Raw genomic sequence first — 18,491 nt, forward strand, 5'->3', positions numbered from 1 at the left:
CCGTCACACAGCCTGACTGGACAGTCAGTTACTGGAGAAACATGTCCCGCCATCGCACATCGGCCGTGGAGACGGAGCGTCTTCGCAAGTACCGGCCGGATATTCAGGGCCTGCGTGCCGTAGCCATCATGATGGTGGTCAGCATGCACTGCGGCATACTCGACATCCACGGTGGCGTGGACGTGAGCTTCGTGCTGAGCGGCTTCCTCATCGGCAGCCAGCTCTTCGCCGAGATCGACAAGACCGGCAAGGTGTCCCTGACCAAGTTCTGGGCGCGGCGCTTCCGGCGCATCGCCCCAGCCATGGCCATCACCATCATCAGCACGGCGGTCCTGTCATGGATCTTCGTCAGCCCGTTCCGCTTTCGTGAGTACATGTCCGACGGCCTGGCCGCCTCGCTGAGCGTCATCAACTGGCGCCTCGCCGAGAACGGCACCGACTATTTCGCCAACGACGGCAGCCAGTCCCCGTATCAGCACTTCTGGTCGCTGGGCATCGAGGAACAGTTCTACGTCGTCGCCCCGGTCGCACTCGTCGTTCTGGTCTGGCTCAGTCGCACCCTCTTCCGCAACCGCGTCCTGGTGGCGCTCTTCCTCATGGCCGTGGTGGCCGGATCGTTCTACCTGGGCTACACGACGACCCCCACGAACCAGCCCCTCGCCTACTTCAGCACCCACACCCGTATCTGGGAACTCGCGTTCGGCGTCCTGCTCGCTCTCAACGCGCCCTTGCTTTCCCGTATGAACACCGCGGTGGCGGGTTTCCTCACCTGGGTGGGACTCGCGACCGCCCTCGTCACCGCGATGCTCATCACGGAGCACACCCCGTTGCCCGGCTACGCCGTGGCCGGCCCCCTGCTGGGCGCCTCGCTGATCATTGCCGGTGGTTGTGCCGCTCCTCGCCTCGGCGCGGAGCGGCTGCTCGACAACCCCGTTTTCGACTTCATCGGAAACATCAGCTACGGCTGGTACCTCTGGCACTGGCCGGTCCTGATCCTCTGGCCCAGCATCATCGGGCGGGAGTTCACCTTCCAGGACCGTCTGCGGGTGGCGGTGCTCTCCTTCCTGCTCGCCATCGCCATGCACTACGTCGTCGAGAAGCGCTTCAGGGAGAGCGTGAAGCTCACCCTCAGCCCATGGCGGGGCATCTTCACCGGCGGTGCGCTGACCAGCTCCGCCGCTGCCTGTACGGCCCTCGCCCTCTACGTGGTGCCGCTCAACCTGCCGCTCGCGACCTCGGGAGGCAGTGCCGCCGCCCTGGGCTTCGAAGGCACCGAGTCGGTGAAGCAGGCGGTCAGCAAGAAGAACAGCCCCGAGATCAGCGAGAGCGCGCTGCTGGAAGCACCCGGCGACCGAGGCGATCACGGCTGCATCGACGACCTGCTCATCACCAGCTTCACCCTGCGGGACGAGTGCGTCATCGGCGACACCGAGGCCGACAGAACCATGGTCCTCCTGGGCGACTCGCACGCCTATCAGTGGGGCAACGCCTTCAACGAGCTCGGCCGTGAACTGAACGTCAAGGTCATCACGGTGATCAAGAGCGGCTGCACCCCCGAGGTCTACAAGATCACCCGTGAGGACCTCGGGCGCGAGTACACCGAGTGCGTCAGCTGGCGGAAGACCGCCCTGGAGCAGATAGCCAAGATCGATCCGGATGTGATCGCTGTTACCAACCGCGTCCAGGCGACCACCACACGCGACGGCGCCACGGAGACGTTCGAGAAGCTTGAGGCCACCGGCGCGGACCTCGTCTACCTCACGGACACGCCGTACCCGAACTTCAGCGTCCCGGACTGCCTGGCAAAGGGCGAGGACAACCTCCCTGCCTGCAGTCCGAAGTCCGAGAACGTCATCGACCGCGCCGAGTTCCGCGCGATGGAACGCGAAGTGGCCGAGGAGCACGGAGCTGAGGTCATCGACACGATCCCCGCGTTCTGTGCGGACGGATACTGCCCCGCCGTGATCGGTGGCCACGTCGTCTACTGGGACTACAGCCACATGTCGGGCAGCTACTCGAAGTCCTTGGCGCCCTATCTGCGGCCGACGTTCGAAGAAGTCCTGGGCAAGGGCAAGGCGTAGTCTCCGCCTCCTGTTCCTCCGTGTCCGGCGACAGACACGGAGGAAAAGGCCCCCCTGCCCCGCTTCCGCTCAGCCCCGCTTCCGCCGCGCCTGCCGCTGACGCTCCGCGAGCTGGTCGTCCGGCGGGTAGCCGACCTCCTCCAGGGTCAGCCCGTGCGGCCGGACGACATGCACGGCACTGTCGCGGACCCGCGCGTCGAGGACTTTCCGCGGCCACTCCACGCCACGGTGCCCGTCGCCCACGAACAGCAACGCACCAACCATGGAACGTACTTGGTTGTGGCAGAAGGCGTCGGCGCGTACTTCGATCTCGACGATGCCGTCCGCGTTCCGACACACACGGAAGTCGAGGATCTCGCGGATCGTCGTCGCCCCCTCGCGCTTCTTCGCGTATGCCGCGAAGTCGTGCTCGCCGACCAGGGACTTGGCCGCCGCCTCCATCGCGTCGACGTCCAACGCCCAGTCGTGCCAGAGCACATGGCCCCGCAGCAACGGGTCCACGCCACCGGGATTGTCGGTGACCCGGTAGACATAGCGCCGCCAGATCGCCGCGAAACGAGCGTTGAAGCCGCTGGGTGCCTCCCGCAGGGCCCACACCCGCACATCCCTGGGCAGCCGCCCGGCGAGCCTCTTCAGCAGCTTCGCGCTCTGCTCCGCCCACACCTCCCGGGGCAGATCGACATGCGCCACCTGGCCGCGCGCGTGCACCCCGGCGTCCGTCCGCCCGGCGACCGTCAGCTCATACGTCTCCCGGGACCGGGTCACCGTCCGCAGCGCGTCCTCGATCTCCCCCTGCACGGTCCGCTTCCCGCCGGCCTGCTTGGCCCATCCGTGGAACGCGCCGCCGTCGTACGACAGGTCGAGCCGGATACGCACGTCACCGGGTGCTGCTTCATCACTCACGTACAGATCCTCTCAGCAACACAAGAGCGGGCCCGCTCCTGAAAAGGAACGGGCCCGCAACGCCCTCGAAGGGCAGAACGCCTAGGCGTCCTTCGACTCCTCGGCCGGAGCCTCGACGGCCTCGTCGGACTTGGCCTCGGTGGCCTCCTCCTTCTTGAGGGCGTCTTCCTTGACCGCACGCTTGGTGGCGGCCTCGGCCTCACCCGTCGCCTGCTGCGCGACCGTCAGCGCCTCGACCAGCTCGATGACAGCCATGGGCGCGTTGTCGCCACGGCGGTTACCGATCTTGGTGATGCGGGTGTAGCCACCCGGACGGTTCTCGTAGCGCGGGCCGATCTCGGTGAAGAGCGTGTGGACGATGCTCTTGTCCGTGATGACCTGCAGCACCTGGCGGCGGTTGTGAAGGTCGCCCTTCTTCGCCTTGGTGACCAGACGCTCGGCGTACGGGCGCAGGCGGCGGGCCTTCGCCTCGGTGGTGGTGATCTTGCCGTGCTCGAAGAGCGACTTCGCGAGGTTCGCGAGAAGCAGCTTCTCGTGCGCGGCGCTGCCGCCCATGCGGGCACCCTTGGTGGGCTTCGGCATTTTCCATCTCCTGTGTCTCTGCCCCGGCCGTATCAGGTACCGAGGTCAGTATCCGAGCGGGCGGTTGCCCGTCGGAGATCCGGGAGCCGCCCCGAAGGGCGGCCCCGGAAGGGGCGCGGGGAACTGCGCGACCGGCCTCAAACGGTCCGCAGACGCAGTACGGCCTCCCCGCGGAGCGCTCAGTACTGCTCGGTCTCCACGAAACCGGCGTCCGCGTCGTCGTCGGCGCCGAAGGCGTCGGCGGCGGCCGTCGGGTCGAATCCGGGCGGGCTGTCCTTCAGGGCCAGGCCCATGCCGGCCAGCTTCGCCTTGACCTCGTCGATCGACTTCGCACCGAAGTTGCGGATGTCGAGCAGGTCGGCCTCGGAACGCGCCACGAGCTCACCCACGGAGTGGATGCCCTCACGCTTGAGACAGTTGTACGACCGAACGGTGAGCTCCAGCTCCTCGATCGGCAGCGCCAGATCGGCGGCGAGCGCGGCGTCCGTCGGGGACGGACCCATGTCGATGCCCTCGGCGTCGATGTTCAGCTCACGCGCGAGACCGAACAGCTCGACCAGCGTCTTGCCGGCGGACGCCATGGCGTCACGCGGCCGCATGGCCTGCTTGGTCTCGACGTCGACGATCAGCTTGTCGAAGTCGGTGCGCTGCTCGACACGGGTGGCCTCGACCTTGTACGTGACCTTGAGCACCGGCGAGTAGATGGAGTCGACCGGGATACGGCCGATCTCCTGGCCCACCTGCTTGTTCTGCACGGCGGAGACGTAACCACGGCCACGCTCGACCGTGAGCTCCATCTCCAGCTTGCCCTTGCCGTTGAGCGTGGCGAGGACCAGGTCGGGGTTGTGCACCTCGACACCGGCCGGCGGCGCGATGTCAGCGGCGGTGACCAGACCCGGGCCCTGCTTGCGCAGGTACATCACGACCGGCTCGTCGTGCTCCGAGGAGACGACCAGCTGCTTGATGTTGAGGATCAGGTCGGTGACGTCCTCCTTGACGCCCGGCACGGTGGTGAACTCGTGCAGCACGCCGTCGATGCGGATGGACGTGACCGCCGCACCCGGGATCGAGGACAGGAGGGTACGGCGGAGGGAGTTGCCGAGGGTGTAGCCGAAGCCCGGCTCCAGCGGCTCGATCACGAACCGGGACCGGAACTCGTCGACGACCTCTTCGGTCAACGAGGGACGCTGAGCGATCAGCATGTTGCGTTCCTTCTGTCAGGGGCGCCCGCTATTTGACGCCCTGAGCCACCGGGCGGCTGCCCGATGTCGATTTCTTACAAGGGTACGGGCGATACGACCCGAAGGGGCCGTACCGCCCGAATACCTCAGCGAAGCGAGGTCAGACGCGACGACGCTTCGGCGGGCGGCAGCCGTTGTGCGGGGTCGGCGTGACGTCCTGGATGGAGCCGACCTCGAGACCGGTCGCCTGGAGCGAACGGATCGCGGTCTCACGACCGGAACCCGGGCCCTTCACGAACACGTCGACCTTGCGCATGCCGTGCTCCTGGGCGCGGCGGGCGGCCGACTCGGCGGCCATCTGCGCGGCGAACGGCGTGGACTTCCGGGAGCCCTTGAAGCCGACGTGGCCGGCGGAGGCCCAGGAGATCACGTTGCCGGACGGGTCCGTGATGGAGACGATCGTGTTGTTGAACGTGCTCTTGATGTGCGCGTGGCCGTGAGCGACGTTCTTCTTTTCCTTGCGGCGCACCTTCTTGGCAGCGCCCTGACGACCCTTGGGGGGCATCTATAACTCCTACGGGAGGTGGTCGGTCCTACAGCGAAGACCGCTGGACGGCGAGTCCGCTGCGGACTACTTCTTGCCCGGCTTCTTCTTGCCGGCGATGGCGCGACGCGGGCCCTTGCGGGTACGGGCGTTGGTGCTGGTGCGCTGACCGCGGACGGGCAGACCGCGACGGTGACGCAGACCCTGGTAGCAGCCGATCTCGACCTTGCGGCGGATGTCGGCCTGGATCTCGCGACGGAGGTCACCCTCGGTCTTGATGTTGTTGTCGACGTACTCGCGGATCGCGACGAGCTGCTCTTCGCTCAGGTCGCGGACGCGGGTGTTCGGGTCGATGCCCGTGGCGGCCAGCGTCGCCTGCGAGAGGGTCCGGCCGATGCCGAACACGTAGGTGAGGGCGACCTCCACGCGCTTTTCGCGCGGGATGTCGACACCGGAAACGCGTGCCATTCAATGGCTCCTGGTGATCTTCGGAGGTCTTCCGCAGGACCGGCTCCCAGCCGCCGTATCAGGTACGGACTGGGTCCCCGGCCTCCGACCGGGGGTGTCGAGCCGTGGCGCGGCTCGGGCCCTGCGTATGAACAAATTCAGCTCGCGTCGCGCGAATCTCTGCGAAAGCGGTGCAGAGGGAGAGGTCCTGCGTCAGCCCTGGCGCTGCTTGTGGCGCGGGTTGTCGCAGATGACCATGACCCGGCCGTGACGGCGGATCACCCTGCACTTGTCGCAGATCTTCTTGACGCTCGGCTTGACCTTCATGGGGTGAGGTTCTCCGGGTCAGTTGCCGACAGCCCCGCGCAGGACGCGGGGCGTGGGCAAGATCTACTTGTACCGGTAGACGATCCGGCCACGGGTCAGGTCGTACGGAGAAAGCTCCACCACGACCCGGTCGTCAGGGAGGATGCGGATGTAGTGCATGCGCATCTTGCCGCTGATGTGTGCCAGGACCTGGTGGCCGTTCTGGAGCTCGACCTTGAACATGGCGTTCGGCAGAGACTCGACGACAGTGCCCTCGATCTCGATGGCACCTTGCTTCTTGGCCACGCTTCGCCCTTCGGAATCGACTACCTTGATCGACCCCTGGACTTTTCCCTTACGGGCGCATGCAGACATGCGGGTACACAAGAGCCGACGAGTCAGTCTACGTCAGCGCATCCGGAAAGACGAATCGAGGCAGTCTGCCCCAACCCCAAGATCATCATGCGACCGGATCCGGAGCCGTGGTGATCCCGTACTCCGCCAGCTTCGCCTTGCCGCCGTCAGGAGCCGTCAGGACCAGCGGGCCCTGCTCGGTCAGGGCGATCGAGTGCTCCCAGTGGGAGGACCAGGTGCCGTCGGTCGTGATGACCGTCCAGTCGTCCTTCAGGACCTCGGTCCTCGGGGTGCCCAGCGAGACCATCGGCTCGATCGCCAGGCAGAAACCGGGCACCAGCTTCGGGCCCTTGCCCCGGCGCCGGTCGACGTAGTTCAGCAGGTGCGGATCCATGTGCATCTCGCTGCCGATGCCGTGGCCGCCGTAGTCCTCGATGATCCCGTACCGCCCGCCGCCGGGCTTCGGCTGCCGGCGGATGTACGTCTCGATGGCCCGGGAGATGTCGACCAGCCGGTTGCCCTGCTTCATGGCCGCGATGCCGGCCCACATCGACTCCTCGGTGACCCGCGAGAGCTCGATCAGCTCCGGGGCGTGACCGGAGCCCACGAAGGCCGTGTACGCCGCGTCGCCGTGCCAGCCGTCGATGATCGCGCCGCAGTCCACGGAGATGATGTCGCCGTCCTTGAGGACGACGTCCTCGGACGGGATGCCGTGGACGACGACCTCGTTGACCGAGGTGCAGATGGTCGCGGGAAAGCCGCCGTATCCCAGGAAGTTCGACTTGGCCCCGTGCTCCGCGAGCACCTTGCGCGCGACCTCGTCCAGATCCTTCGTACTGGCACCGGGCACCGCCGCCGCCCTCGTGGCCGCGTGAATGGCGGCGACGACCAGCCCGGCCTCACGCATCTTGGCGATCTGCTCGGGACCCTTGATCTGCACCATGGAGACGACGGCCTTTCTTGGACCGGGAAGGAACGGACTGCTTCCACGATACGGGGCTGCCGCGGCTGCCCACCCCACGCAGCGGCCGCGGCACCCTGCGAGGGAAACCGCGGCCGTGACGACGTACCAACGACTACTGAGCGTCGTCCCCGCGCTTGAGCGCCTCCAGGGCGCGCCCCGTGACCTCGTCGACCGCACCCATCGCGGAGATGGTCACGACCAGGCCCTGCGCCTTGTAGTAGTCGATGATCGGCTCGGTCTGCGTGTGGTAGACCTCGAGCCGCTTGCGCACGGTCTCCTCGGAGTCGTCGTCGCGCTGGTACAGCTCGCCGCCGCAGACGTCGCAGACGCCCTCCTTCTTCGGCGCGCTGTACGTCACGTGGAACACGTGCGCGGAGTCCTTGCGGCAGATCCGCCGCCCGGCGATCCGCTTGACGACCTCTTCCTCGGGGGCCTCGAGGTCGAGCACGGCGTCCAGGGTGATGCCCTCGCTCTGGAGCAGCTCGTCCAGCGCCTCGGCCTGCGAGACGTTGCGCGGGAAGCCGTCCAGCAGGAAGCCGTTCTGCGCGTCCGGCTGCTCCATGCGGTCCTTCGCCATGGCGATGGTGACCTCGTCCGGCACCAGGTTGCCGGCGTCCATGTACGACTTCGCCAGCTTGCCGAGCTCCGTCTGCCGACTGATGTTGGCCCGGAACAGGTCGCCCGTGGAGATGTGCGGGATCGACAGGTTCTTGGCCAGGAACGCGGCCTGCGTTCCCTTCCCGGCACCCGGCGGCCCGACGAGGACGATTCGCATCAGCGGAGGAACCCTTCGTAATTGCGCTGCTGGAGCTGGCTCTCGATCTGCTTCACCGTCTCAAGACCCACACCCACGATGATCAGGATGCTGGTCCCGCCGAACGGGAAGTTCTGGTTTGCCCCGAAACCAGCCAACGCCGTCGTCGGCACGAGAGCGATCAGACCCAAGTACAGCGAGCCCGGCCAAGTGATCCGGTTGAGCACGTAGGAAAGGTACTCAGCGGTCGGTCGGCCAGCCCGGATGCCCGGGATGAAGCCACCATACTTCTTCATGTTGTCCGCGACTTCCTCGGGGTTGAACGAGATGGCCACGTAGAAGAACGCGAAGAAAATGATCAAGAAGAAGTAGAGAACGATGTGCAGCGGGGCGTCCGGCAGCGCGAGGTTCTGCTCGATCCACGTCTTCCAGCCGGAGGAACCACCGGAGAACTGCGCGATCAGTGCCGGGATGTACAGCAGCGACGAGGCGAAGATCACAGGGATGATGCCCGCCTGGTTGACCTTCAGCGGGATGTACGTCGACGTACCGCCGTAGGCACGGCGGCCGATCATGCGCTTGGCGTACTGCACCGGGATGCGGCGCTGGGCCTGCTCGACGAAGACCACCAGGCCGACCATGAACAGGCCGACGAGGATGACCGTGCCGAACTCGATCCAGCCGTCGGCCAGGGAGCCCTGCTGCTTGATGGCCCACAGCGCGGAGGGGAAGGTGGCGGCGATCGAGATGAACATCAGGATCGACATGCCGTTGCCGATGCCGCGGTCGGTGATCAGCTCACCGAGCCACATCACGACGGCCGTACCGGCGGTCATCACGATGACCATGGTGACGGTGACGAAGATCGACTGGTCGGGGACGATCTGGCCGGCCACCGGGCAGCCGGAGAAGAGGGCGCCACTGCGGGCGGTGGCGACGAGGCCGGTGCCCTGGAGGATGGCGAGCGCCACGGTCAGATAACGGGTGTACTGCGTGATCTTCGCCGTACCGGCCTGGCCCTCCTTCTTGAGGGCTTCGAGGCGCGGGATCACCACCGTCAGGAGTTGCAGGATGATGCTCGCGGTGATGTACGGCATGATGCCCAGCGCGAAGATCGTGATCTGCAGCAGGGCGCCACCGCTGAACATGTTGACCAGACCGAACAGACCCTGGTTGCCCTTGGCTACGTCGATACAGGTCTGGACGTTCTGATAGTCGACGCCCGGAATCGGAATGTGCGTGCCGACCCGGTACACCACGATGATGCCGAGCGTGAAGAGCAGCTTCTTGCGCAGGTCGGGCGTCTTGAACGCCCGGGCGAACGCGGTGAGCACGGTGCCTCCTGCGACCCCCGCGCATCTGCGTCAAGGGTGACGGTCTTGAGGTTCCAATAGAACAACGACATGGATAACGGTCAACTGCCGCTCAAAGTGCCCGAGGTGCGGCAGCTGTGAAAGTTGGCAGTGCAGGCCACCTTACCCGCGGGACTGCCACCCTTGGAACGACCAACCGGGGATACCCCATTTGTGGGGTATCCCCGGTCGGGATCGCTCAAGTCATCGAGACGCCTGTTGTGTTCAGACGAGCTCGGTGACGGTACCGCCGGCGGCGGTGATCTTCTCCTTGGCGGAGCCGGAGACGGCGTCGACCGTCACCTGCAGCGCCACGGAGATCTCGCCCTGGCCGAGGACCTTGACGAGGCTGTTCTTGCGAACGGCACCCTTGGCCACCAGACCCTCGACGGTGACCTCGCCACCCTCGGGGTAGAGCGCGGCCAGCTTGTCGAGGTTCACGACCTGGAACTCGGTCTTGAACGGGTTCTTGAAGCCCTTCAGCTTCGGAAGACGCATGTGGAGCGGCATCTGGCCACCCTCGAAGCGCTCCGGAACCTGGTAACGGGCCTTCGTACCCTTGGTACCACGACCGGCCGTCTTACCCTTCGACGCCTCACCACGACCCACACGGGTCTTGGCGGTCTTGGCGCCCGGGGCGGGACGGAGGTTGTGGATCTTGAGCGGGTTCTGCTCCGCCATGATCAGTCGACCTCCTCGACCGTCACGAGGTGGCGGACGGTGTGCACCATGCCGCGGAACTCGGGGCGGTCCTCCTTGACGACCTGCGTGTTGATGCCCTTGAGGCCAAGGGAGCGCAGGGTGTCGCGGTGGTTCTGCTTGCTGCCGATGTAGGACTTGACCTGCGTAATCTTGAGCTGCGCCATGATTACGCACCCGCCCCGGCACGCGCACGGAGAAGAGCCGCGGGGGCGACGTCCTCGAGCGGCAGACCACGGCGGGCCGCGATCTCCTCGGGACGCTGCAGGCCCTTCAGGGCCTCCACGGTCGCGTGCACGATGTTGATGGCGTTGTCGGAGCCGAGCGACTTCGACAGCACGTCGTGGATACCGGCGCACTCGAGCACGGCACGCACGGGACCACCGGCGATAACACCGGTACCCGGCGACGCCGGCTTCAGGAGCACGACACCGGCAGCCTTCTCACCCTGGATCGGGTGCGGGATGGTGCCCTGGATCCGGGGGACCTTGAAGAAGTGCTTCTTGGCCTCCTCAACGCCCTTGGCGATGGCGGCCGGCACCTCCTTGGCCTTGCCGTAACCGACACCCACGGTGCCGTCACCGTCGCCCACCACGACCAGCGCGGTGAAGCTGAAGCGACGACCACCCTTCACAACCTTGGCGACGCGGTTGATCGCGACGACGCGCTCAACGTACGCGGTCTTCTCGGCGGCAGCTGCGCCGCCGTCACGGCCCTTCCGGTCCCGCCGCTCGCCGCCACCGGCACCGCCACCGCGGCGCTGGGGTCCAGCCATTGGAATTACCTCTCTCTGTTTCCGCTAGGACGGAACCGGCTCAGAACTTGAGCCCGGCCTCGCGGGCGGCGTCCGCCAGAGCGGCGATGCGCCCGGCGTACTGGTTACCACCACGGTCGAACACGACAGCCTCGACGCCGGCGGCCTTGGCGCGCTCGGCGACCAGGGCACCGACCTGCTTGGCCTGCGCGGACTTGTCGCCCTCGGCACCACGGATCGAGGTGTCCAGGGTGGAGGCCGACGCGAGGGTGTGGCCCTTCAGGTCGTCGATCACCTGCGCCACGATGTGGCGGTTGGAGCGGGTCACGACCAGACGGGGACGCTCGGCCGTACCCGAGATCCGCTTGCGGATCCGGATGTGACGGCGCTTGATCGAGGCGCGCTTGTAGGCGTCGCCCTTGAGGATCTTCTGCCCGTATGCCATGGCTTACTTACCCGCCTTTCCGACCTTGCGGCGGATGACTTCGCCCTCGTACTTGACGCCCTTGGCCTTGTACGGGTCGGGCTTGCGCAGCTTGCGGATGTTGGCCGCAACCTCGCCGACCTTCTGCTTGTCGATGCCCTCGACCGAGAAACGGGTCGGGTTCTCCACCTTGAAGGTGATGCCCTCGGGGGCCTCGACCAGGATCGGGTGGCTGTAGCCGAGCGCGAACTCGAGGTTCGAGCCCTTGGCCTGGACGCGGTAACCGACACCGCTGATCTCGAGCTTCTTCACGTAACCCTGGGTCACGCCGGTGATCATGTTCGCCACCAGCGTGCGGGACAGGCCGTGGAGGGCCTTGTTCTGACGCTCGTCGTTCGGGCGGGTGACGTTCAGAACGCCGTCCTCACCCTTGACGATCTCGATCGGTGCCACGACGGTGTGGGTCAGCTCGCCCTTGGGGCCCTTGACCTTGACCGTACGGCCGTCGATGGTGACGTCCACGCCGGCGGGAACCGCGATGGGGAGCTTGCCGATGCGCGACATAGCTGTTTCCTCCGTTCCCTTCCGTTACCAGACGTAGGCGAGAACTTCTCCGCCTACGCCCTTCTTGCCGGCCTGCTTGTCGGTGAGAAGCCCGTGCGACGTGGAGATGATCGCCACGCCGAGGCCGCCGAGCACCTTCGGCAGGTTGGTGGACTTCGCGTACACCCGGAGACCGGGCTTGGAGATCCGCTTGATGCCCGCGATGGAGCGCTCACGGTTGGGGCCGAACTTCAGCTCCAGGACGAGGTTCTTGCCGACCTCGGCGTCCTCGACCTTCCAGCCCGTGATGAAGCCCTCCTGCTGGAGGATCTCCGCGATGTGCGACTTGATCTTCGAGTGCGGCATCGCCACGGTGTCGTGGTACGCCGAGTTCGCGTTCCGCAGACGCGTAAGCATGTCTGCGATCGGATCAGTCATGGTCATGAATTGGCCTTCGGCCTCTCTCGCCGGGGTTTCCTGGTGCGCCATCCCTCTCCCCGATCCGAGACGGGACGGGTGCGGCGCGGTGGACCTACGGCGTAGTAAGTCGTACGGGCGGCAGACGCCCAACCCCACAAGCCTAAGGCATGCGGAGAAGGGCCTCTGCCGACCCAGATGCTTACCGAGAGCTTCAGGAATCCCCTCTTACAGGGATTACCAGGAGCTCTTGGTCACGCCCGGCAGCTCGCCACGGTGAGCCATCTCACGAAGGCACACGCGGCACAGGCCGAACTTGCGGTACACGGAGTGCGGACGGCCGCAGCGCTGGCAGCGGGTGTAGCCACGCACACCGAACTTGGGCTTGCGAGCAGCCTTAGCGATCAGAGCCTTCTTCGCCATCTCGCTCACGCCTCCTTGAACGGGAAGCCGAGGTGACGAAGGAGCGCGCGGCCCTCAGCGTCGTTGGTCGCCGTGGTGACCACGGTGATGTCCATACCCCGGACGCGGTCGATCTTGTCCTGGTCGATCTCGTGGAACATGACCTGCTCCGTGAGACCGAAGGTGTAGTTGCCACGGCCGTCGAACTGCTTGGGGGACAGGCCGCGGAAGTCGCGGATGCGCGGCAGCGCGAGCGACAGGGTGCGGTCCAGGAACTCCCACATGCGGTCGCCACGGAGCGTGACGTGGGCACCGATCGGCTGACCCTCACGCAGCTTGAACTGCGCGATGGACTTGCGGGCCTTGGTGACGGCCGGCTTCTGACCGGTGATCGTGGTGAGGTCGCGGATGGCGCCCTCGATCAGCTTGGAGTCGCGGGCGGCGTCGCCCACACCCATGTTGACCACGATCTTGACGAGGCCGGGGATCTGCATGACGTTCTCGTAGGAGAACTCCTCACGCAGCTTGCCCGCGATCTCCTCGCGGTACTTCGTCTTCAGACGCGGAGTGGTGGTGGTAGCCATCAGATGTCCTCACCCGTCCGCTTGGCAACGCGGATCTTGTTGCCTTCGTCGTCGAAGCGGTAACCGACGCGGGTCACGACCTTGTTGCCGTCCTTCTCCACGACGAGCTGAACATTGCTCACGTGAATGGGGGCCTCGGTGGTGACGATGCCGCCGGCCTGCGAACCACGAGCCGTGGGACCGGCCTTGGTGTGCTTCTTGACCCGGTTGACACCCTCGACCAGGACGCGGTCCTCGCGGGGGTAGGCCGCGATGACCTTGCCCTGCTTGCCCTTGTCCTTACCGGTGATGACCTGGACCAGGTCGCCCTTCTTGATCTTCATGCTTACAGCACCTCCGGCGCGAGCGAGATGATCTTCATGAACTTCTTCTCGCGCAGCTCACGGCCGACGGGGCCGAAGATACGGGTGCCGCGAGGGTCGCCGTCGTTCTTCAGAATGACGGCGGCGTTCTCGTCGAAGCGGATGTACGAGCCGTCCGGACGGCGGCGCTCCTTGACGGTGCGAACGATGACCGCCTTGACGACGTCACCCTTCTTCACGTTGCCACCGGGGATCGCGTCCTTGACGGTGGCGACGATGACGTCACCGATACCCGCGTAGCGGCGACCGGAGCCACCGAGCACACGGATGCAAAGGATCTCCTTCGCACCAGTGTTGTCGGCGACACGCAGTCGCGACTCCTGCTGGATCACGTCTATCTCCTGGTTGTCTGCCGGTTCCCGGGGCGGGTGTCAGAGTTGCACACCCGCCCCGAGCCTGGCGGAACGATGCCTAGGGGGTCCCCCTAGGAGGGATTACTTGGCCTTCTCGAGGATCTCGACGACGCGCCAGCGCTTCGTCGCGGACAGCGGCCGGGTCTCCATGAGGAGGACACGGTCGCCGACGCCCGCGGCGTTCTGCTCGTCGTGCGCCTTGAGCTTGTTCGTACGGCGGATGACCTTGCCGTACAGCGCGTGCTTGACGCGGTCCTCGACAGCGACGACGACGGTCTTGTCCATCTTGTCGCTGACGACAAGACCCTCACGGGTCTTGCGGAAGCCGCGTGCCTCGGTGTTCTCAGTCACGTTGTTCTCGCTCATCAGGCGTTCTCCACCGTCTCGATGCCGAGCTCACGCTCACGCATGAGGGTGTAGATCCGGGCGATGTCCTTGCGGACCGCCTTGAGACGGCCATGGTTCTCGAGCTGGCCGGTCGCCGCCTGGAAGCGGAGATTGAACAGCTCTTCCTTGGCCTCGCGGAGCTTCGCCAGAAGCTCCTCGTTGCCCAGCTCGCGCAGCTCGGACGCCTTGGTACCGGCCGACATCACGCTTCACCTGCCTCGCGCTTGACGATCCGGCACTTCATCGGCAGCTTGTGGGCCGCACGAGTCAGCGCCTCACGGGCGATCTTCTCGTTGGGGTACGAAAGCTCGAACATCACGCGTCCGGGCTTGACGTTGGCGACCCACCACTCCGGGGAACCCTTACCGGAACCCATGCGGGTCTCGGCAGGCTTCTTGGTGAGGGGGCGGTCCGGGTAGATGTTGATCCAGACCTTGCCGCCACGCTTGATGTGACGGGTCATGGCGATACGAGCCGCTTCGATCTGGCGGTTCGTCACGTACGCCGGGGTCAGCGCCTGGATGCCGTACTCGCCGAACGCAACCTGCGTTCCACCCTTGGACATACCGTTGCGCTTCGGGTGGTGCTGCTTGCGGTGCTTGACCCTACGGGGGATCAGCATGTCGGTCAGGCCTCCGTTCCGGTGCTCTCAGCCGGAGCGGCAGCCGCGGGGGCCTCGGCCTTGGGGGCCTCGGAACCGGCAGCCTGCTGCGGCTTGCGACCGCGCCCGCCACGCTCGCCGCCACGGCCACCACGGGCCGGGCGGTCGGCGCCGCCACCGCGAGCCGGGCGGTTACCCGCACGGGCGGCAGCGTTCTCGGCGCGGACCTCGGCGATGTTCTTGACGTCGCCCTTGTAGATCCAGACCTTCACACCGATGCGGCCGAAGGTCGTCTTGGCCTCGAAGAAGCCGTAGTCCACGTTCGCGCGGAGCGTGTGCAGGGGCACACGGCCCTCGCGGTAGAACTCCGAGCGGGACATCTCGGCGCCGCCGAGGCGGCCACCGCACTGGATCTTGATGCCCTTGGCGCCGGCCTTCATGGCGGACTGCATGCTCTTGCGCATGGCCCGACGGAAGGAGACGCGGGAGGAGAGCTGCTCGGCGACGGCCTGGGCGACCAGCTGAGCATCGGTCTCGGGGTTCTTGACCTCGAGGATGTTCAGCTGGACCTGCTTGCCGGTCAGCTTCTCCAGGTCGCCGCGGATGCGGTCGGCCTCGGCGCCGCGGCGGCCGATGACGATGCCCGGGCGAGCGGTGTGGATGTCGACGCGGACGCGGTCACGGGTGCGCTCGATCTCCACCTTGGAGATACCGGCGCGCTCCATGCCGGACGTCATCATCCGGCGGATGGCGACGTCTTCCTTGACGTAGTCCTTGTACAGCTTGTCGGCGTACCACCGGGACTTGAAGTCCGTGGTGACACCGAGCCGGAACCCATGCGGGTTAACCTTCTGGCCCATTACCGGGTTCCTTCCTTGCTGCTGACGACCACGGTGATGTGGCTGGTCCGCTTGCGGATCCGGTAGGCACGGCCCTGGGCACGCGGCCGGAACCGCTTCAGGGTCGGGCCCTCGTCGACGTACGCCTCGGAAATGAAGAGGCTGTCGGCGTCGGTGTGGTCGTAGTTGTGCGCGGCGTTGGCAATGGCGCTGTCGAGCACCTTGCCGACCGGTACGGAGGCGGCCTGCGGAGCGAATCGCAGGACCGCCTGGGCCTCCGTGGCATCCATGCCACGGATGAGGTCCACCACACGGCGGGCCTTCATGGGCGTGACGCGGATGTACCGCGCCTGGGCCCTGGCTTCCATGGTTGTCCCTTTCAGGTTTCTTTGTCTGAATGCGATCCGCGTTAGCGGCGCTTCGACTTCCGGTCGTCCTTGACGTGGCCCCGGAAGGTGCGCGTCGGCGAGAACTCGCCGAGCTTGTGGCCGACCATCGACTCGGTGACGAACACCGGGATGTGGGTCTTGCCGTTGTGCACCGCGAGCGTGTGGCCGAGCATGGCCGGCACGATCATCGAGCGACGGGACCAGGTCTTGATGACGTTCTTGGTGCCGGCTTCGTTCTGGGCGTCCACCTTCTTGAGCAGGTGGTCGTCGACGAAGGGCCCCTTCTTCAAGCTACGAGGCATCTCAACCCGTCCTTAGCGCTTCTTGTTCGTCTTGCGGCGGCGGACGATGTACTTGTTCGACGCCTTCTTGGGCGAACGAGTACGGCCTTCCTTCTTGCCCCACGGGGACACGGGGTGACGACCACCGGAGGTCCGGCCCTCACCACCACCGTGCGGGTGGTCCACCGGGTTCATGACCACACCACGCACGGTCGGGCGAACGCCCAGCCAGCGCTTGCGGCCCGCCTTGCCCCAGTTGATGTTCGACTGCTCGGCGTTGCCGACCTCGCCGACGGTGGCGCGGCAGCGCACGTCGACCAGGCGGATCTCTCCGGACGGCATGCGCAGGTGGGCCATCGAGCCCTCCTTCGCGAGCAGCTGCACGGAGGCACCGGCGGAGCGGGCGAACTTGGCGCCGCCACCGGGACGGAGCTCGATCGCGTGGATCGTGGTACCGACCGGGATGTTGCGCAGCGCCAGGTTGTTGCCCGGCTTGATGTCGGCCCCGGGACCGTTCTCGACGCGGTCACCCTGCTGCAGGTTGCGCGGGGCGAGGATGTAGCGCTTCTCGCCGTCGGCGTAGTGCAGCAGCGCGATGCGCGCGGTGCGGTTGGGGTCGTACTCGATGTGCGCGACCTTCGCCGGCACGCCGTCCTTGTCGTGACGACGGAAGTCGATCACGCGGTAGGCGCGCTTGTGTCCGCCACCCTGGTGGCGAACGGTCACACGACCGGCGTTGTTACGGCCGCCCTTGCTGTGCAGCGGGCGGACCAGCGACTTCTCCGGCGTGGACCGCGTGACCTCGACGAAGTCGGCGACGCTGGAGCCACGACGGCCCGGAGTCGTCGGCTTGTACTTGCGGATTCCCATTTCTCAGTCCTCGTCCGATATCGGACGATCCGGACCTCCGTCAGGAGGCCGGACCGCCGAAGATGTCGATACGGTCGCCCTCGGCGAGGGTCACGATCGCGCGCTTCGTCGCGGCACGCTGGCCGAAGCCGGTGCGGGTCCGCTTGCGCTTGCCCTGGCGGTTGATCGTGTTCACGCCGGTGACCTTGACCGAGAAGACCGCCTGGACGGCCTGCTTGATCTGGGTCTTGTTGGCGTTCGGGGCCACGATGAACGTGTACTTGCCCTCGTCGAGAAGCGCGTAGCTCTTCTCGGACACGACCGGCTTCAGCAGGACGTCACGGGGGTCCGTGAAGGCCTTGCTCGCCGGGGTGACGACGGTGTTCTTGCCCTCGGCCTCGTGGCGGCGCGCCTTGGCGACGCGCGCGGCCTTGGCGGCCTTGGCGGCCTTCGAGGCAATGGCGGGGTGACGGATAGCCATCAGGCCTCGCTCCCTTCGGTGTCATCGGCCTTCGGGCCCGACACGAAGGACTCGAAAGCGGCCTTGGTGAAGACCACGTCGTCCGAGACGAGAACGTCGTACGTGTTCAGCTGGCCCGGCTCCAGGATGTGGACCTGGGGCAGGTTACGGGCGGACAGCCACGCGGCCTCGTCGGCGCGGTCGACGACCAGGAGCAGGTTCTTGCGCTCCGAGATCTTGCCGAACAGCGTCCGGGCGGCCTTCGTCGACGGGTTCTCACCCTCGACGACGCCGGAGACGACGTGGATGCGGTTGTGGCGGGCCCGGTCGGTGAGGGCGTGACGCAGCGCGGCAGCCTTCATCTTCTTCGGGGTCCGCTGCGAGTAGTCACGCGGCTGCGGGCCGTGGACGACGCCACCGCCGGCGAACTGCGGCGCGCGGGTCGAGCCCTGACGGGCGCGACCGGTGCCCTTCTGGCGGTACGGCTTCTTGCCACCGCCGCGGACCTCGCCACGGGTCTTGGTCTTGTGCGTGCCCTGACGGGCCGCGGCCAGCTGCGCGACGACGACCTGGTGGATCAGCGGAATGCTGACCTTCTCAACGCCGAAGATCTCCGCGGGGAGCTCGACGGAACCGGCCTTGTCGCCCGCCGGCGAAAGGATGTCAACAGTGCTCATCG

At 66.4% G+C, this 18,491-nt stretch carries 30 protein-coding genes; 1 reads left to right on the top strand and 29 read right to left on the bottom strand.

The window, feature by feature from the left end; translation table 11 throughout:
- The first annotated feature begins 41 nt into the window (after positions 1-41).
- Complete coding sequence (locus tag ACIHCM_RS15920) at positions 42-2,081, top strand: acyltransferase family protein (protein ID WP_399895267.1); 2,040 nt, start codon at positions 42-44, stop codon at positions 2,079-2,081.
- 69 nt (positions 2,082-2,150) lie between these two features.
- Here ACIHCM_RS15920 and truA read toward each other — a convergent pair whose 3' ends face one another.
- From truA to rplD, 29 genes are all read right to left on the bottom strand, one after another.
- A complete protein-coding gene (gene truA / locus ACIHCM_RS15925; protein ID WP_399895271.1) occupies positions 2,151-2,984 on the bottom strand; it encodes a tRNA pseudouridine(38-40) synthase TruA in 834 nt (277 codons plus the stop codon).
- Between the two features lie 81 nt (positions 2,985-3,065).
- Entirely contained in the window at positions 3,066-3,566 is a 501-nt protein-coding gene (gene rplQ / locus ACIHCM_RS15930; protein WP_399895274.1) for a 50S ribosomal protein L17, read from the bottom strand.
- Positions 3,567-3,745: 179 nt separating this feature from the next.
- Complete coding sequence (locus tag ACIHCM_RS15935) at positions 3,746-4,768, bottom strand: DNA-directed RNA polymerase subunit alpha (RefSeq protein ID WP_003966937.1); 1,023 nt, start codon at positions 4,766-4,768, stop codon at positions 3,746-3,748.
- 139 nt (positions 4,769-4,907) lie between these two features.
- The gene (rpsK, locus tag ACIHCM_RS15940) at positions 4,908-5,312 is read right to left on the bottom strand and encodes a 30S ribosomal protein S11 (RefSeq protein WP_003956432.1); all 405 of its coding nucleotides are present in this window, start codon (positions 5,310-5,312) and stop codon (positions 4,908-4,910) included.
- A gap of 66 nt (positions 5,313-5,378) precedes the next feature.
- The gene (gene rpsM, locus ACIHCM_RS15945; RefSeq protein ID WP_365451851.1) at positions 5,379-5,759 is read right to left on the bottom strand and encodes a 30S ribosomal protein S13; all 381 of its coding nucleotides are present in this window, start codon (positions 5,757-5,759) and stop codon (positions 5,379-5,381) included.
- Positions 5,760-5,951: 192 nt separating this feature from the next.
- Positions 5,952-6,065, bottom strand: a complete 114-nt coding sequence (gene rpmJ, locus ACIHCM_RS15950) for a 50S ribosomal protein L36 (protein WP_003974245.1) — start codon at positions 6,063-6,065, stop codon at positions 5,952-5,954.
- Between the two features lie 63 nt (positions 6,066-6,128).
- Entirely contained in the window at positions 6,129-6,350 is a 222-nt protein-coding gene (infA, locus tag ACIHCM_RS15955; RefSeq protein ID WP_003948620.1) for a translation initiation factor IF-1, read from the bottom strand.
- Positions 6,351-6,504: 154 nt separating this feature from the next.
- Positions 6,505-7,341 (bottom strand): type I methionyl aminopeptidase, encoded by an 837-nt coding sequence (gene map / locus ACIHCM_RS15960; protein WP_399895277.1) that lies wholly within the window; start codon positions 7,339-7,341, stop codon positions 6,505-6,507.
- 133 nt (positions 7,342-7,474) lie between these two features.
- Entirely contained in the window at positions 7,475-8,137 is a 663-nt protein-coding gene (locus tag ACIHCM_RS15965; RefSeq protein WP_399895281.1) for an adenylate kinase, read from the bottom strand.
- Positions 8,137-9,450 (bottom strand): preprotein translocase subunit SecY, encoded by a 1,314-nt coding sequence (gene secY, locus ACIHCM_RS15970; protein WP_399895284.1) that lies wholly within the window; start codon positions 9,448-9,450, stop codon positions 8,137-8,139. Before secY ends, ACIHCM_RS15965 begins: the two co-directional genes overlap by 1 nt.
- Positions 9,451-9,693: 243 nt before the next feature.
- Complete coding sequence (gene rplO, locus ACIHCM_RS15975; protein WP_023547373.1) at positions 9,694-10,149, bottom strand: 50S ribosomal protein L15; 456 nt, start codon at positions 10,147-10,149, stop codon at positions 9,694-9,696.
- A 2-nt stretch (positions 10,150-10,151) separates the two neighbouring features.
- Positions 10,152-10,334, bottom strand: coding sequence for a 50S ribosomal protein L30 (gene rpmD, locus ACIHCM_RS15980; RefSeq protein ID WP_003974250.1), 183 nt, complete (start codon positions 10,332-10,334; stop codon positions 10,152-10,154).
- Between the two features lie 2 nt (positions 10,335-10,336).
- Positions 10,337-10,942: a 30S ribosomal protein S5 gene (gene rpsE / locus ACIHCM_RS15985; RefSeq protein WP_009190144.1), complete on the bottom strand. Its 606-nt coding sequence runs from the start codon at positions 10,940-10,942 to the stop codon at positions 10,337-10,339.
- Between the two features lie 40 nt (positions 10,943-10,982).
- The gene (gene rplR, locus ACIHCM_RS15990) at positions 10,983-11,366 is read right to left on the bottom strand and encodes a 50S ribosomal protein L18 (RefSeq protein WP_393106361.1); all 384 of its coding nucleotides are present in this window, start codon (positions 11,364-11,366) and stop codon (positions 10,983-10,985) included.
- 3 nt (positions 11,367-11,369) lie between these two features.
- Positions 11,370-11,909: a 50S ribosomal protein L6 gene (rplF, locus tag ACIHCM_RS15995; protein ID WP_393106359.1), complete on the bottom strand. Its 540-nt coding sequence runs from the start codon at positions 11,907-11,909 to the stop codon at positions 11,370-11,372.
- Positions 11,910-11,933: 24 nt separating this feature from the next.
- Entirely contained in the window at positions 11,934-12,332 is a 399-nt protein-coding gene (gene rpsH, locus ACIHCM_RS16000; protein WP_015658459.1) for a 30S ribosomal protein S8, read from the bottom strand.
- A 210-nt stretch (positions 12,333-12,542) separates the two neighbouring features.
- Positions 12,543-12,728: a type Z 30S ribosomal protein S14 gene (locus ACIHCM_RS16005; RefSeq protein WP_003948630.1), complete on the bottom strand. Its 186-nt coding sequence runs from the start codon at positions 12,726-12,728 to the stop codon at positions 12,543-12,545.
- Between the two features lie 5 nt (positions 12,729-12,733).
- A complete protein-coding gene (rplE, locus tag ACIHCM_RS16010; RefSeq protein WP_030788262.1) occupies positions 12,734-13,291 on the bottom strand; it encodes a 50S ribosomal protein L5 in 558 nt (185 codons plus the stop codon).
- Positions 13,291-13,614, bottom strand: a complete 324-nt coding sequence (gene rplX, locus ACIHCM_RS16015) for a 50S ribosomal protein L24 (RefSeq protein WP_030671805.1) — start codon at positions 13,612-13,614, stop codon at positions 13,291-13,293. The genes rplE and rplX overlap by 1 nt, the downstream gene beginning before the upstream one ends.
- A 2-nt stretch (positions 13,615-13,616) precedes the next feature.
- Positions 13,617-13,985 carry a 50S ribosomal protein L14 gene (gene rplN / locus ACIHCM_RS16020; RefSeq protein WP_003998823.1) on the bottom strand — a complete coding sequence of 123 codons (369 nt, stop codon included), beginning with the start codon at positions 13,983-13,985 and terminating at the stop codon, positions 13,617-13,619.
- Between the two features lie 102 nt (positions 13,986-14,087).
- The gene (gene rpsQ / locus ACIHCM_RS16025; RefSeq protein ID WP_004984524.1) at positions 14,088-14,372 is read right to left on the bottom strand and encodes a 30S ribosomal protein S17; all 285 of its coding nucleotides are present in this window, start codon (positions 14,370-14,372) and stop codon (positions 14,088-14,090) included.
- Positions 14,372-14,596 carry a 50S ribosomal protein L29 gene (gene rpmC / locus ACIHCM_RS16030; protein WP_007494763.1) on the bottom strand — a complete coding sequence of 75 codons (225 nt, stop codon included), beginning with the start codon at positions 14,594-14,596 and terminating at the stop codon, positions 14,372-14,374. Before rpmC ends, rpsQ begins: the two co-directional genes overlap by 1 nt.
- A complete protein-coding gene (gene rplP / locus ACIHCM_RS16035; RefSeq protein WP_029380975.1) occupies positions 14,596-15,015 on the bottom strand; it encodes a 50S ribosomal protein L16 in 420 nt (139 codons plus the stop codon). Before rplP ends, rpmC begins: the two co-directional genes overlap by 1 nt.
- A gap of 5 nt (positions 15,016-15,020) precedes the next feature.
- Positions 15,021-15,854: a 30S ribosomal protein S3 gene (gene rpsC, locus ACIHCM_RS16040; protein ID WP_393106356.1), complete on the bottom strand. Its 834-nt coding sequence runs from the start codon at positions 15,852-15,854 to the stop codon at positions 15,021-15,023.
- Complete coding sequence (rplV, locus tag ACIHCM_RS16045) at positions 15,854-16,201, bottom strand: 50S ribosomal protein L22 (RefSeq protein WP_003974262.1); 348 nt, start codon at positions 16,199-16,201, stop codon at positions 15,854-15,856. Before rplV ends, rpsC begins: the two co-directional genes overlap by 1 nt.
- Before the next feature lie 41 nt (positions 16,202-16,242).
- Entirely contained in the window at positions 16,243-16,524 is a 282-nt protein-coding gene (gene rpsS / locus ACIHCM_RS16050) for a 30S ribosomal protein S19 (protein WP_356692142.1), read from the bottom strand.
- Between the two features lie 12 nt (positions 16,525-16,536).
- Positions 16,537-17,373 carry a 50S ribosomal protein L2 gene (rplB, locus tag ACIHCM_RS16055; protein ID WP_217143312.1) on the bottom strand — a complete coding sequence of 279 codons (837 nt, stop codon included), beginning with the start codon at positions 17,371-17,373 and terminating at the stop codon, positions 16,537-16,539.
- Between the two features lie 40 nt (positions 17,374-17,413).
- Positions 17,414-17,833, bottom strand: coding sequence for a 50S ribosomal protein L23 (gene rplW, locus ACIHCM_RS16060; protein WP_393106353.1), 420 nt, complete (start codon positions 17,831-17,833; stop codon positions 17,414-17,416).
- On the bottom strand, positions 17,833-18,489 hold the full coding sequence (rplD, locus tag ACIHCM_RS16065; RefSeq protein WP_399895294.1) for a 50S ribosomal protein L4: 657 nt from the start codon (positions 18,487-18,489) through the stop codon (positions 17,833-17,835). Before rplD ends, rplW begins: the two co-directional genes overlap by 1 nt.
- Positions 18,490-18,491: the final 2 nt, after the last annotated feature.

It is taken from the genome of Streptomyces sp. NPDC052023, assembly GCF_044548465.1.
In the GTDB taxonomy this organism is placed as follows: domain Bacteria; phylum Actinomycetota; class Actinomycetes; order Streptomycetales; family Streptomycetaceae; genus Streptomyces.